Consider the following 14,021-nt stretch of genomic DNA (forward strand, 5'->3'; position numbering starts at 1 on the left):
AAGGAGAGGGGCGCGGCATGATTACGCAATGGAGCTACATACTCAATTTTTTGGCCTATATGGCCGTGACAATTCCGATATTGGCAGTAGGTATTTTCGTGTTTACGTTTACGACTCCGTATAAGGAGTTCGCTCTCATCAAGGACGGGGCGCAGACAGACGACCCGAAAAAAATGGCGGCGGCCAAGGCGGCAGCACACGACCTGGGCGGAAAAATTATCGGGCTGGCAATCGTGCTCGCATCTGCTGTCTACCATTCGGTCAACCTGTGGGATTTGGTTGTATGGGGCCTGGTCGGCATGGTGTTTCAAGTCATCATTTTTTATTTGTTCGAGTGGGTGACGCCGTTCAAGGTCGTGTCTGAAATCCCGAACGGCAACGTGTCTGTAGGCATTTTCGCCTCCAGATTGAGCATTGCGGCAGGCTTGCTGATGGCTGCGCTCATCAGCTACTAGGAAAAAATGGGAATAACGAAGAAACAAGCTGTCGGTGCTGCCGGCAGCTTGTTTGACTGAATCGGATAGCGTAAACTTGCAAGAGCAAACAACCGATTCGGCAAGAACAACCTTTCGCTAAGACGTGGTCGCTCATCATTGAGCAGGATTCGATAGAGGTTTTCTTATCCAGCAAAACGAAAAGATGTGCAAATATATTTTCATCAAGATTTTTTTCAAGAAATAGGAATTGATTATTGACGGCGAAAAACATCCCCTTTATAATTCCGAGTAAACATATATGATTTACAAATTAGGTTTGGATAAGGGGTTTATCCGATGGCAAAAACAGCGGCTTTGGTAATCGCTCACGGTTCACCCGATCCCGACTGGCTGAGTCTCGTAGAGTCAGCCGTCAGGCAGTGCCAGAGCGAGCTGCCGACCCGGGTAGCGTATCTGGGGGGAGTAGAGGGGCGAAGCATCAGTGACGAATGGAAGCGTCTGGAGGCGTCCGGCGCGAAGCGGATCGTCGTAGTTCCCCTGTTTGCTTCGGCGGGGAGCAACCACGTGACAGAAATACGCGCGATGCTCGGACTGGAGCCGTGGCCCGCCTGGGAGACGGAGCAGGTGCGCATTCCGGTTCGCGCGCGGCTGCTCTGGTGTCCGCCGCTGGAAGATCATCCGCTGGTGGAGCAAATCGTAAGCCAGCGCATTCAGGAGCTGTCGAGCGATCCGCGCAAGGAAGCGCTGTTGCTCGTCGGCCACGGCAGCGATTTGCCGGGAGGCCAGGAGCGGTGGGAAAAGCTGTTGCGCCGGATGACGTTTCGCCTGCAAAACCGCTACGCCTTCCCCGCAGCCGGATATGCGACACTGCGGCCGGACACGTTGCGGGAACAAGCCCTGCTGCTTGCAGAAAAAGGAGATGTCCTCGTGCTGCCTCTGTTCGTCAGCCAGGGGTACTTCACCCGCAAGGCGATTCCGGCACGGCTGGCGGAGCTGCCGTACCGCTACAACGGCAGCGCGTACTTGCCTCACCCGCTGATTGCAGACTGGATTGGCCAATCCATTCGCACGGCACTTGTAACAGACCTCTTCACAAAAAGGAGCGTGTATGAGCATGGCAGAGAGAAAACAGTGGAAATGGGCAGATGATCCGTCCCTGAACAAAATGGAGCTGACCAAGCTGGAAAAAGACGGCCTGGACGTCATCGAAACAATCATCAATACCTACTCCAAAGAGGGCTTTGAATCGATTGAATCTTCTGATATGGACCGCTTCAAGTGGGCGGGAGTCTACCAGCAGCGTCCGAAAGACGGCCACTTCATGATGCGGGTGCGCATCCCCGGCGGAATCATGACCAGCGAGCAGGCGAGAGTGCTGGCGAAAATCGCCCAGGACTACGGCCGCGATCTCGTGGACGTGACGACGCGCCAGGCTGTCCAGTTTCACTGGCTGACGGTGGAGACGCTGGCCGATATTTTTGATCGGCTCGCTGCGGCCGGGCTTTCTTCGTTCGAAGCGTGCGGCGACTGTCCGCGGCAGATCATGGGCAATCCGCTGGCCGGAATCGATCCGCATGAAGTGCTGGATACACGTCCGATTGTGGCCGAGCTGGAAAAGTTTTTCCTGCTCAACCGCGACTTTTCCAACCTGCCGCGCAAATACAAGATGTCCATCTCCGCCAACGTCTACAACGCAGCCCACGCGCAAATCAACGACCTCGCCTTTACGCCCGCCAAAAAGCGCATCGCGGGCGAGGATGTAATCGGGTTCCACGTCTGGGTAGGCGGCGGCCTGTCGGCGAAGCCGTACTTGGCGAAGCAGCTTGACGTGTTCGTCCGGCCGGAAGAGGTCGTCAAGGTGGCAGCAGGCGTCACGACCTTGTTCCGCGACTTCGGCTATCGGCAGAAGCGGACGCATGCCCGCCTGAAATTTTTGGTGGCGGACTGGGGACCGGAAAAGTTCAAGGAAGAACTGGTCAAGCTGATCGGCGAGCTGGAAACGAGCGGAGAGGATTTGACGAAAGGCTGGAACGGCGGCTATTTTTACGGCTTGCACGAGCAGCGCCAGCCCGGCTACTACTATGCGGGACTGTCCGTTCCCGTCGGCCGGATGAACGCTGCCGAGCTGATCGAGCTGGCGCGCCTGGCCGATGAATACGGGGACGGCACGATCGGAGCCTGCAACACGCAAAACGTCCTCATTCGCAACATCGCCAAGGAAAAGGTGGCGGCATTCCGCGAAGAGCCGCTGATTGTGAACCGCTTCAAGCTAAAACCGAATACGTTTGTCGGCTATGCCGTCTCCTGCACAGGGACTGAGTATTGCAACCTGGCGATCGTGGAGACGAAAGAACGGATGCGCTCGCTCGCCCAATATTTGGACGACACCGTTGAACTGGATACGCCGCTGCGCATTCACATGATCGGCTGCCCGAACTCGTGCGGACAGCGGCAGATTGCCGATATCGGCCTGCAAGGGGCAAAAGTCAAGACGCCGGCCGGGATGGTCGAAGCGTTTGACATCCACGTTGGCGGCACGCTCGAAGAACCGCAATTCAACCGCAAGCTGAACGCGCGAGTGTCCGTCGACAGGCTGGGAGCCTTCCTGGCGCAGTTGATTACGTTCTACAAGGAAGAGCGGTTGGAGGGCGAAGAGTACTGGCGCTACGTCGAGCGGGTCGGACTGGCACGCATCCAGGAGCAGGTCGACAGCATTTTGCAAACGGCGTAAAGAAGCCAAAGCCGGACAATAACCGATCACACCCGATCCAAGGAAATGAGGGACTACCATGGCAGAGGAACAAACCGAGAGCTACTTGTACAAACTGGAGGCCGTGCTCGAAGAAGGCCGACTCTTGACCGTGGTCGTGATTGCCAAAACGGACGAGCGCGCTTTTTCGTCCGCGGAAAACAATCTACTGCGGCACACCATCGCTCCGCCGAAAATCAAGGAGCTGAGCCTGGTGGAAAAGAAACCGCTCGGTCGGCAGGGAGTCGGCTACGTCGTCGAAACCTCCCGCTTCAGCCAGTAAGACGAAACAGCTTTTCGCGTTAGGGAAGGCAGCAAGGAGGACTGATCGAAAATGAACGCTGGCAGAGTCTTATTTGTAGGGGCTGGCCCTGGCGATCCGAAACTGCTCACCATTCGCGGGATGGAGGCGCTGCAAAAAGCCGACGTCGTCGTGTACGACCGACTGGCTAGCCCGCTGCTTCTCTCCCACGTCAAAAGGGACGCCCGGCTTGTTTACTGCGGCAAGGAAAGGGACCGCCACACACTGCCACAGGAAGAGATCAACCTCCTGTTGATTCGGGAAGCCAAGCGAGGAAAAACCGTGGTTCGCTTAAAAGGCGGGGACCCGAGCATGTTCGGGCGGGTAGGCGAGGAAGCGCAAATGTGCGTACAGCATGGCGTGCCGTACGAGATCGTGCCGGGGATCACCTCCGGCATGGCGGCCCCGCTGTATGCAGGGATTCCTTTAACCCACCGCGACTACAATTCCTCCGTTGCCTTTGTCACCGGGCATCTGTGCGACAAAAATGCCGGCAAGGAGCCGGACTGGGCAGCACTGGCGCGGATGGAGACGCTCGTCATTTACATGGGCGTGAAAAACTTGCCGCACATCCAGGCGCAGCTTTTGGCCTGCGGAAAAAGCGGGGATACCCCTGTCGCGCTCGTCAGATGGGGCACGGTAGGAGAGCAGCAGACATTGGTCGGGTCGCTTGCGACGATTGACCGCGATGTCGCCAAAGCGGGCTTTTCCGCGCCGGCCATCATCGTCGTGGGCGAGGTCGTCCGGCTGCGCGAGCAACTGAACTGGTACGAATCGCGGCCGCTGTTCGGACAACGGGTGGCGCTTGCGGCCATTCCCGGAGCAGGCGGCAGCGACGCACTGGCGGGCAGGCTGGAGCAGCTCGGTGCAGAAGTCATCGCGATTCCGCTCGTGAAGCGCCCTTTGCTCGCTGTGGATGCTGCTGAATTTCCCGAGGACCTCACGGCATATGGCTGGATCGTGCTCGACGATGCGCAGCAGGCGGAGGCTTTTTTGGCAGAGCTGGGCAGACGGCGGTTTGACCTGCGGCGGCTGACGAGCAAGCTCGCTGTGCGCGGGAAGCAGGCGGCTTTGTTTCTGGAGAGCAGAGGACTGTACCCGGAGCGCGTTTTCGATCACGCGGCCACTCCTGCGGCTATGAGCAGGGAGCTTGCGCGAAACGGCGGGGAGCGGATTTTGCATGTGCGCGCCAAATGCGGGAGTACTCCTGCCCAGTCAGCAGCAGAGTTCCTCCATCTGCCAGCGGGAGGCGTCCTGGAGTGGGAGGAGACACACCCGGTCGTTCCTTGGATGAAAAAGCTGGCGTTTGACTGGTTTGCTGCCGCTGACGGGGAAGTTTTGCCTGCCCTGGCGGATTTTGCAGGAGCGGGTTGGGAGAGTGTGCCGCTTTTTTGCGCCGATGCGAAGACGCAGGAGGTGGCGAGACAAATGGGGTGGCGCGTCGTCATCGACGAAGACGTGGAGAGCTTGGCCCGAGGAATCCATTCGCGAGAGCAGGTCGCCAGCGCAGCATGCAAGCTGTACGGCACCCCTTCTTTTCTTACGTAACAACAGATTGGCATGAAAGGAGGTAGTGCTCTTCGTGGATTGGAGTTACGTCGCCATCGCCATCGCCTTGTTTTTCGCCATGAATATTGGAGCCAGCGGGACCGCAGCCTCGATGGGGGCCGCGTACGGCAGCGGGGCAGTCAAAAACAAGCTGCTCGCCATGCTGCTCGTAGCCGTAGCGGCCTTGCTCGGGGCAGTGCTGGGCGGCGGCGAGGTCGTCAAGACGATCAGCGGGGGGATTATCCCTGCGAATCTGCTGACGATCGAAGCCGTTGTGATCGTTCTCGCTTCGGCCACGCTGACGCTTTTTGGGGCGAATCTGCTCGGGATTCCGCTCTCGACCAGCGAGGTGACAGTGGGGGCGATCGTGGGCGTGGGCCTAGCCTATCAGTCTTTGTTTGTCGGGCACATCCTCGTCATCCTGTTTTTTTGGGTCGTGGTCCCGGTGGCGGCCTTTATCGGGGCCTACGGGGCAGGCAAGCTGATTCGCCGCGTGGAGCGGCGCTGGCCGTCCTTGCAAAAGCCAGGCTCCAAAGGAGAGCGCTGGCTGACCTTTTTGCTCGTCGCCTGCGGTGTGTATGAAGCTTTTTCAGCGGGGATGAACAACGTAGCCAACGCTGTCGGCCCGCTCGTGGGAGCCGGACTGATGTCGACCGAAAACGGCGTGTGGCTCGGCGGACTGGCCGTCGCTGTCGGCTGTCTGCTCTTGGGAGGAAGAGTGCTGGAAACGAACGGCAAGAAAATTACCACCCTGTCGCTTTTGCAAGGAAGCGCGGTATCGGCTACAGGCGGTACGCTCGTCATCATCGCTTCGCTGTTCGGGATTCCCGTGCCGCTGACTCAAGCCACGACTTGCGCCATTTTAGGCGTAGGCACGTCGGAGCGAGGCTTCGTCTTGTGGCAAAAAGGAATTATCAAGCAGATCATCATGGTCTGGATCGTCTCGCCAGTTTCTTCGCTGGTCGTTTCGTTCGCCTTTGTCCATCTGTTCCTGCGTTCGGATTTGTACACGCTGGTCGTGCTCGCCAGTGTTTTCGTGGCGACGCTCGGCTTCGTGGGGCTGATCCGGCTGATTCGCAGGGAAAGCAGTTCCATCAACGATCAAGGAGGGGGCATATGAGCCGTCTACACTACGACACGGCGACAGCCGAGCAGCTCGCTGCGATCAACAAAAGTCTCGCCAAGGGAGATACCGTGGATGTCATCAAGTGGGCCTACGAGACGTTTGCCGACGATTTGGTCTATTCGTGCAGCTTTGGGGCAGAAGCGATGGTGCTCATCGACATGATAAGCGATGTAAAAAAAGACGCTCGCGTCACTTTTCTGGACACCCATCTGCATTTTCCCGAGACGTACGAATTGATCGAGAAAGTGCGTGCGCGCTACCCCGACTTGCAATTGACGATCAAGGAGCCACAGCTTTCGCTCGCCGAGCAGGCAGCGGAATACGGCGACGAGCTGTGGACAACCCAGCCCGATCTGTGTTGCCATCTGCGCAAAGTACAGCCGATGGAAAGCGTGCTGAAAGGGACGGTAGCCTGGATGTCAGGGCTGCGCAGGGAGCAGTCCGCGACGAGGGCGGACGTCCAGTTTGTCAATCGCGACGAGAAGTTTCAGTCGCTGAAAATTTGTCCGCTGATCCACTGGAAGGCTGATGAGGTGTGGCAGTACATCCGCGTGTTTGAATTGCCGTATAATGCCTTGCACGATCAAAGCTATCCGAGCATCGGCTGCGCGCCGTGCACGCGTCCGGTCAAAGCGGGCGAGGACGAGCGAGCGGGCCGCTGGGCGCATTTGGGCAAGACCGAGTGCGGGCTGCATCTCGCCAAGTAAGCGTGGGAAAAGAGAACAACGGATATGGATGAGGAGGGCTTGAATGTGAGTGGTAGCATCCCGCATGGAAACGTACTGGTAAACCGTTTTGATCCGACTGCCGACCTGTCGCGCGCGACGGGCGATGTCGAGCTGGACGCTTTTGCGCTGTCAGACCTGGAGCTGATCGCCATTGGAGGGTACAGCCCGATTCGCGGCTTTTTGGATCGCCATGACTACACATCCGTCGTCGAGCGGATGAGACTCGCGGACGGCACCGTCTGGAGCATTCCGATTACGCTCCCTGTTCCGGCGACCGTGGCAGGCGCGCTTCAGCCAGGAGATACCGTGCGTCTGGTCTATCAGAAAGAGGTGTACGGCTTGCTGGAGATTTCCGACATTTACTCGCCGGACAAACGGCAGGAAGCCCGGCTCGTGTATGGCACGGATGACGAAAATCACCCTGGGGTGAAAAAGCTGCTGAGCCGCCCCGATATTTACCTCGGCGGGCCGATTACTTTGGTCAAACGGGCTGACAAAGGGCCGTTTGCCGACTACCACTTCGACCCTGCCGAGACGAGAGCCGCATTCGCCGAAAAAGGCTGGAAGACGATCGTCGGCTTCCAGACGCGCAATCCTGTGCATCGCGCCCATGAATACATCCAGAAATCGGCGCTGGAGATCGTCGACGGCCTGTTTTTGAATCCGCTCGTCGGTGAGACGAAGGCAGATGACATCCCGGCCGATGTGCGGATGAACAGCTATCAGGTGCTTCTGGAAAAATACTACCCGGCTGATCGGGTCAAGCTGGCCGTCTTCCCTGCCGCCATGCGCTACGCCGGGCCGCGCGAAGCGATTTTCCACGCCTTGGTGCGCAAAAACTACGGCTGCACCCACTTTATCGTCGGCAGAGATCACGCGGGCGTCGGCAACTATTACGGTACATACGACGCGCAGCACATTTTCCGCCAGTTCCAGCCCGAAGAACTGGGGATCACGCCGCTGTTTTTTGAGAACAGCTTTTACTGCTCGACCTGCGGCAATATGGCATCAGCGAAAACGTGCCCGCACGGTTCAGAACATCATGTGGCGCTGTCGGGTACGAAGGTGCGGGAAATGCTGGCGCGCGGCGAAGCGCCGCCTCCTGAGTTCAGCCGTCCGGAAGTAGCGCGCGTGCTGATCGAAGGACTGCGGCCGATCTCGGTGTAACCGAGAAGGATGGAGTTTTTTTCAGGAAAAGAGAAAGGGGGACGCTCATGGCAAAGGAAGGAGTTGCCCACATCGTTTGGCATCCGACGACGGTGACGAAAGCAGATCGGCAGAGGCGGGCAGGGCACAAAAGCTGCGTCCTGTGGTTTACGGGGCTGTCTGGCGCCGGAAAATCGACGTTGGCCAATGCGGTTGAGCAGGAGCTGCATCAGCGGGGCCTGGCCAGCTACGTGCTCGACGGCGACAACATCCGCCACGGCTTGAACAAAGGGCTTGGCTTCGGAGAAGAAGACCGCAAAGAGAACATTCGCCGCATCGGCGAGGTAGCCAAACTGTTCGTGGATGCAGGCGTGATTGTGTTGACGGCATTCATTTCGCCCTATCGTTCGGATCGCGAGCTGGCGCGCAGTCTGGTAGAGGCGGGAGAGTTTATCGAGGTGTACGTCAAATGCCCGCTGGAAGAGTGCGAGCGCCGGGACGTGAAGGGACTGTACGAAAAGGCGCGGCGCGGGGAGATCGGGCAGTTTACGGGAATCTCCGCTCCGTATGAGGAGCCGCTGCAGCCGGAGATTGTGGTGGAGAGCAGTGAACAGACGATTGAAGAGTCGGTTGCTGCCGTTCTGGCCTATCTGGAACAGGCGGGAATCCTCACCTATGAGAAAAAGCACGACGCGTAAATGCGCCGTGCTTTTTGTTTTGGCTGTGGATGGAATTAAGGGGTGGTTGTTTCCAATTCTTCCGCCCACTCGGCTTCCAGTTCTTTTTGCCATTTGAGATCGTCCAGCATGCTTTGCGCGAAGAGGCGCATGAAGCCTTTGTCGCTGAAGTTGTTGATCGCTTTTTCGTCTTTGTACAAGTCTTCTGCTGTCAGGCCAGCGTCTTTTGCCGGAACGTCGTACTTGGTCGCTTTTCCGAAGTTGTATGCGTATTGATCGGCGAACAGACCGATTGTCAGCGGTTGTTTCATTTCAGGCGCCTGGAAGGTTACGCTCAGGTCGCTCTTTTGGTGCACAGGCATTTTGTTTTTGTCTACGTAGAAGTCGAGGTTCCAAGCGAGGTTGTGGAAGCCTTCTTTTTTCATTTCTTCTACGATTTTTTCAGGCGTGTACACTTTGCCTGTTTCGTCCAGCCATGCTTTTGCTTCTTTCAAGCCTTCGGTGATGGTTGCTTCGGCGTTGGCGCGTTTTTCTGCCTCGGTCGTTTTGCCCATTTCCGGATACATTTCTTCGGTCAGGGAGTTGGTCAGAACCATCATGTCGATTGCGAACGCTTTTACGTCCTGGCTCGCTACCGCGTCGTTGGCTGTGAAGAAGAACATTTTCACCAGTTCTTTGGCGTCGATCTTCACCGTTACGTGAGTCGCTTCTACTTTTTCGCCGTTAGGCAGCGTGACGGTTTCGATGCCGAGGTTTTTCGCGTCAGCCAGCTTGTAGCCGTACTTGCCCACGTATTTTTTGATGAAGTCCAGCGTCAACTGGTTCATTTTGTCCTGGTATTCTTTCAGCTTGGCAGGGTTCACCTTGTCGTTTCCGTTCACGCCAGTGAGAGCGCCGGAAGCGTTCGCGTCGATCAGCAAGTATTTGCTGTCGAGCGGAGATTTTACGAATACTTTGTCATCGCTGACTACCAGCTCGACGGACGCTTTTTTGTCGCCAGTCCAGAGCTTGTTGTCGCGCAGTACCTTGTCGTCGTTCACTTCAAACTGAACCTTCGCATTTTTCAGATCGAGCTGGGATCCTTTTACAGTCACGCCCGCTTTCATGGCAGACAAGATCGCTTGTCCCTGTTTGTCCGGTGTCGCTTCCCCGAAAGCTTCCGGCAATTTGTCTACGTCGCCTGTCAGCTTCAAGGTTCCTTGGAAATCGTAGTTTGGTTTATCAATGGATGCCACGATAGAATCGCGCACCAGTGAAGCTTCACCAGCACATCCTGTCAGTACCAGCATCCCCGCGAGCAGCAGGGCGCTCCCCTTTTTCCACATGTGTGTTCCTCCCCTATGTATTTGTTTTTGTTCCCTCTATCTATTACGTCCAAAGAAAGAAAAGGTTTCGCAAATACGGAAAAAAATCACAATCGGCCTAAATCGCCGCTTGTTTCATGGTAAGATGAGAGGGAATAGATGGTTAGCAAAGAAAGGACGTTGCAGCATGTGGTTGTGGCTTCAAAAGCTGATGAAATTTTTTCAGGGCGAAGAAGAGCATGAAGAGACAGTGGAAGGGCGTCCAGCGGCAAGTCCCCCTGCAAGCCCCGCACCCCGTCAGCCCCAGGCGAAGACAAAAAGCATTTACCCGAAAGAACGGGTGAATAATCGCAATATAGACGATGTGCGTCCGCGCAGGGAGCGCCAGTTTCGCTTTCCTGTCGTGCCGGACGACTATTTGGAGAACAGGCGAAAAGAAAGAAGGAACCAGCAGGCAGCAGACGACGCCGTGCGCGCCCAGTCGGCTGCGCGCGAGCGGGGAGCGAGTGCGCGGGACACGCTTCGTCCGCGCGATGAACAGGTGCCGGAAAAGCAGGCGGAGACATTCGCAGACAGAAAGCCGGCTGTCTCTGCCGAGCACAAGCGCGACAGCCATCGTTGGCAGCCAGCCAGACAGACGGAAAGCGCGCAGCGCACTTCGCTGACGCCGCAGGAAAAGAAGGCGTACCGCCCGTCGGAGATCGTCTCGCCTGTTTACGGCAAGATCACCCCGTCTACACGCGAGGCGGAGCACCGCATCCACACAACAGGGGGAGTGGTGTATCCGCGACTGGAGCAGGAAGAGCATCTGCAGCAGATCAAGCAGTGGGAACAGGAAATTAGCGAGCGGTATTTTCCTGAGCAGAAAACGGTGGCGCAGGATAGGGAGACTGACGGAAATGCCAGCGGCGGCAAATCCGTCATTGAGATGGATGGAAAAGCGGAGAGCGGCAACGGGCAGGCGGATCGTACCGCCCGGTCGTTTGAGCGGCAAGCGGACGTGGTGGCGGAAGCCGAAGCGCAAGCGGCCGCTGCGGCAGTTGTGGAATCAGAGCAAGATGCGTTGGACAAGCCTGCGGTGCAGTTCCGGGAGTTGGGGGGCGCAGAGCAGGAGCGTGTCCGCCTGCGGCAAGAAGCGGAGTCGCTTGCGGTTGGGGAGACAGGAGTTGTGGAAGGAGAAAGTCGTGTCTTTGTGCAGGATAGGGCTGTTACGGAAAAGCTGTATGGGCGCGCAGAGCGCGTAGAGGTAGAAGAAGTGAAAACGGGTGAAGCCGTGTCAGCCAAGGGTGAGGAACCAGCGCTTCAAGGTGGCAGTGTGGCAGGCGCAACAAGTGGAGCGAGGGCCGCGGCCGATTTTGGCAGCGCGAGTGAGCAGTGTGGCGAAGTAGTGGGTGGTTTGGAAAATGGGGCCGAGTTGCTGGAAGGAGAAGCAATGGCAGCGGCCGGAGTGAGAGGTGTGACGGGAGCCGCGGCAACTGGTGGAGCGATGGAGGCAGTGGGAGCAGTGGAAACTGCTGGAGCTGCGGAGACTGCTGGAGCTGCCGGAACAGTTGGCGCAACGGGAACTGCTGGTGCAACAGAAACAGTTGGCGCAGCGGACGACGTTGGCGAACCGGAAACAACCGGGGCAGCGCAAATAGCCAGATCGACCGAAACGGTTGGAGCATCCGAAATAACGGAAGCAGTTGAAGCAGCGGCAGAAACAGCGAAAGAACCCGAAGCGACTGTGGAAATGGTCCCTGAGCTGCACGAAGCGGAAGCAAGTGGGGAGACTTCCCCTCTCATAGCACCCGAGTCCCCGCTGGGGGCACGCCGAGAAGCGGCACTCCCATCGCGGCCAGAGCAGCAAGCAGAGCAACCAAACGATTCGGAGCGACCAACCTATCCGGAGCAACCGAGCCAAACCGCAACACAGCAAATGCTGGTCGCAGCGCTTGGCGACGTTGTGCGCACTGGGATCGAGCAAGGCATAACGGCTGCCTACGAGCGCATTCAGGAAGGCGAAGCCGCCCAACCTGCTGTTCCGTCCGGCGGCAGCGACACGGTCCGGCCAATCAACAGCGACAATGTGCCCGTTTCCGCTGAAGAAGAAAAGCAGGCGCCAGCCTACACATACGACGTCAATCGCCTGCTGGCGCGGGCCATGCCGGATGCCGAGGTGGAAGCTTCTGCTGCGGCGCAGGCGGCGAGTTCGGTTTCCGAGGCTGCTGCCCCAGACGCTTTGCAGGCACAGATCGCAAGGCCGTTACCGCCAGTGACCGAACTGCCAAGCGCCGGGCAAAAAGATGAGGGCACAGCGCAGCCAGCGCCTGGATTGGTGACGCCAAGTGCGCCAGGTACAGCAAGTACTCCAAGCGCCCCAGGTGCGGCAACCACACCATCCCCCGGCCCTCACTCTCAGCCGCAGCCACCAGCCGCAGCGGATAGCCAGGAGCCGCCGTATTGCCTGCCGACGCTTGCGCTGCTCAATCCGAGCCCGCCGATAAGCGATGACGACGATGAGCATACGCAACTGCAAAAGCTGCTTTTGGAAGAGACTTTATCCAACTTCAACGTCAGCGCGAGCGTCGTCGGCATCGTCAAAGGCCCGTCTGTCACGCGCTTCGAGTTGCAGCCGGCCCCAGGGGTGAAGGTGAACAAAATTACCAGTCTGATCGACGACATCAAGCTGAATCTGGCAGCCAAGGACATTCGCATCGAGGCGCCGATTCCAGGCCGCAACGCCATCGGGATCGAGGTGCCGAACTTGGCGAGCCGGCCCGTGCTGATCGAGAAAATCATCGGCTCGGAAAAATTTCAGCAGCATCCATCGCCATTGGCCGTGGCGCTTGGCATGGACATCGGCGGCGAGCCGATTATTGCCGATATCAAAAAAATGCCGCACGGCCTGATCGCAGGCTCGACCGGATCGGGGAAAAGCGTCTGCATCAACTCGATCATTGTCAGCCTGCTGTACAAGGCGACGCCGGAGCAAGTCAGACTGCTGTTGATCGACCCGAAAATGGTCGAGCTGGCACCGTACAACCATTTGCCGCATCTCGTGACGCCTGTGGTGACGGAGGCCAAGCAGGCGACAGCGGCGCTGAAATGGGCCGTCGAGGAAATGGAAAAGCGCTACGCTTTGTTCGTCGACGCAGGTGTGCGGGATATTGACCGCTACAACCAGACGACAGACGACCAGTTGCCGTATATCGTCATCATCATCGACGAGCTGGCAGACCTGATGATGGTTTCTCCGCAAGACGTGGAGGACTGCATCATCCGGATCGCGCAAAAGGCACGCGCCTGCGGCATTCACTTGTTGCTCGCGACCCAGCGCCCGTCCGTGGACGTCATCACGGGCAATATCAAGGCAAACGTGCCGACGCGCCTGGCGTTTGCCGTATTCTCCCAGGTCGACTCGCGCACGATTCTCGACCAGTCCGGGGCAGAACGATTGCTGGGCAGAGGGGACATGCTGTTTCTGGAGAGCGGCACGACGCCTGTGCGCTTGCAGGGCAACTTTGTTTCCGACGACGAGATCGAAAGAATTACGCAGACGATCAAGAAGCAGCGAAAGCCGGCGTACCTTTTCAGCAAGGAAGACCTGGAGCAGCAGGTGCAATCCTACGATGTGGGCGACGATCCGCTGTACATGGAGGCGCTCCTGTTTGTGGCGGAACAAGGCCAGGCTTCGGCATCGGGACTGCAGCGCCGCTTCCGGGTCGGCTACAACCGCGCAGCGCGCCTGATCGAAATGATGGAGGCAGACGGCTACGTCGCCGGACAGAGCGGAGGCAAGGCGCGGGCGGTGCTCATCACGCGCGAGGACGCGCAAGCAGTGGTGGACGGCTCGACTTTGCTGTAAAGAAGAAAGGTCAAGGAAGCAAAAAAGCTTGCCCAGGGCGGCAAGCTTTTTTGTCCATAAGTTTAAGAATGGATAAGATTCTGATCCAACTCATCCAGTATAAGGCCAACTTGGCTGGACCCACGGCTTGGGGCAGCCAAGTTTTCCAATAGCCGGAT

General features: G+C 57.8%; 11 protein-coding genes. 10 read left to right on the plus strand and 1 reads right to left on the minus strand.

Translation table 11 applies throughout. From position 1 onward, the window contains the following. The first annotated feature begins 17 nt into the window (after positions 1-17). The 9 genes from BA6348_RS09640 (at position 18) to cysC (ending at position 8,733) form a co-directional block, all read left to right on the plus strand. Positions 18-455 carry a DUF350 domain-containing protein gene (locus tag BA6348_RS09640; protein WP_005828397.1) on the plus strand — a complete coding sequence of 146 codons (438 nt, stop codon included), beginning with the start codon at positions 18-20 and terminating at the stop codon, positions 453-455. 318 nt (positions 456-773) lie between these two features. After that, complete coding sequence (locus tag BA6348_RS09645; RefSeq protein WP_005828398.1) at positions 774-1,586, plus strand: sirohydrochlorin chelatase; 813 nt, start codon at positions 774-776, stop codon at positions 1,584-1,586. Next, positions 1,552-3,168 (plus strand): nitrite/sulfite reductase, encoded by a 1,617-nt coding sequence (locus tag BA6348_RS09650; protein WP_122953285.1) that lies wholly within the window; start codon positions 1,552-1,554, stop codon positions 3,166-3,168. Before BA6348_RS09645 ends, BA6348_RS09650 begins: the two co-directional genes overlap by 35 nt. Positions 3,169-3,226: 58 nt before the next feature. Further along, entirely contained in the window at positions 3,227-3,469 is a 243-nt protein-coding gene (locus BA6348_RS09655) for a DUF3906 family protein (protein WP_005828400.1), read from the plus strand. 51 nt (positions 3,470-3,520) lie between these two features. After that, positions 3,521-5,035 (plus strand): uroporphyrinogen-III C-methyltransferase, encoded by a 1,515-nt coding sequence (cobA, locus tag BA6348_RS09660; RefSeq protein WP_122953284.1) that lies wholly within the window; start codon positions 3,521-3,523, stop codon positions 5,033-5,035. A gap of 34 nt (positions 5,036-5,069) precedes the next feature. Continuing rightward, positions 5,070-6,155, plus strand: coding sequence for a sulfate permease (locus BA6348_RS09665; RefSeq protein WP_005828402.1), 1,086 nt, complete (start codon positions 5,070-5,072; stop codon positions 6,153-6,155). Further along, complete coding sequence (locus BA6348_RS09670; protein WP_005828403.1) at positions 6,152-6,868, plus strand: phosphoadenylyl-sulfate reductase; 717 nt, start codon at positions 6,152-6,154, stop codon at positions 6,866-6,868. Before BA6348_RS09665 ends, BA6348_RS09670 begins: the two co-directional genes overlap by 4 nt. 45 nt (positions 6,869-6,913) lie before the next feature. After that, on the plus strand, positions 6,914-8,056 hold the full coding sequence (sat, locus tag BA6348_RS09675) for a sulfate adenylyltransferase (protein ID WP_026557852.1): 1,143 nt from the start codon (positions 6,914-6,916) through the stop codon (positions 8,054-8,056). Positions 8,057-8,103: 47 nt separating this feature from the next. Next, on the plus strand, positions 8,104-8,733 hold the full coding sequence (gene cysC, locus BA6348_RS09680) for an adenylyl-sulfate kinase (RefSeq protein WP_005828405.1): 630 nt from the start codon (positions 8,104-8,106) through the stop codon (positions 8,731-8,733). Positions 8,734-8,768: 35 nt separating this feature from the next. On the opposite strand, the gene BA6348_RS09685 is transcribed toward cysC, so the two are convergent. Next, the gene (locus BA6348_RS09685) at positions 8,769-10,037 is read right to left on the minus strand and encodes a hypothetical protein (protein WP_007778871.1); all 1,269 of its coding nucleotides are present in this window, start codon (positions 10,035-10,037) and stop codon (positions 8,769-8,771) included. A 166-nt stretch (positions 10,038-10,203) separates the two neighbouring features. Between BA6348_RS09685 and BA6348_RS09690 the strand changes: the two genes are divergently transcribed. Next, complete coding sequence (locus BA6348_RS09690) at positions 10,204-13,863, plus strand: DNA translocase FtsK (RefSeq protein WP_122953283.1); 3,660 nt, start codon at positions 10,204-10,206, stop codon at positions 13,861-13,863. The last annotated feature ends 158 nt before the right edge of the window (positions 13,864-14,021 follow it).

Origin of the sequence: Brevibacillus agri (assembly GCF_004117055.1) — a bacterium.
Lineage (GTDB): Bacteria > Bacillota > Bacilli > Brevibacillales > Brevibacillaceae > Brevibacillus > Brevibacillus agri.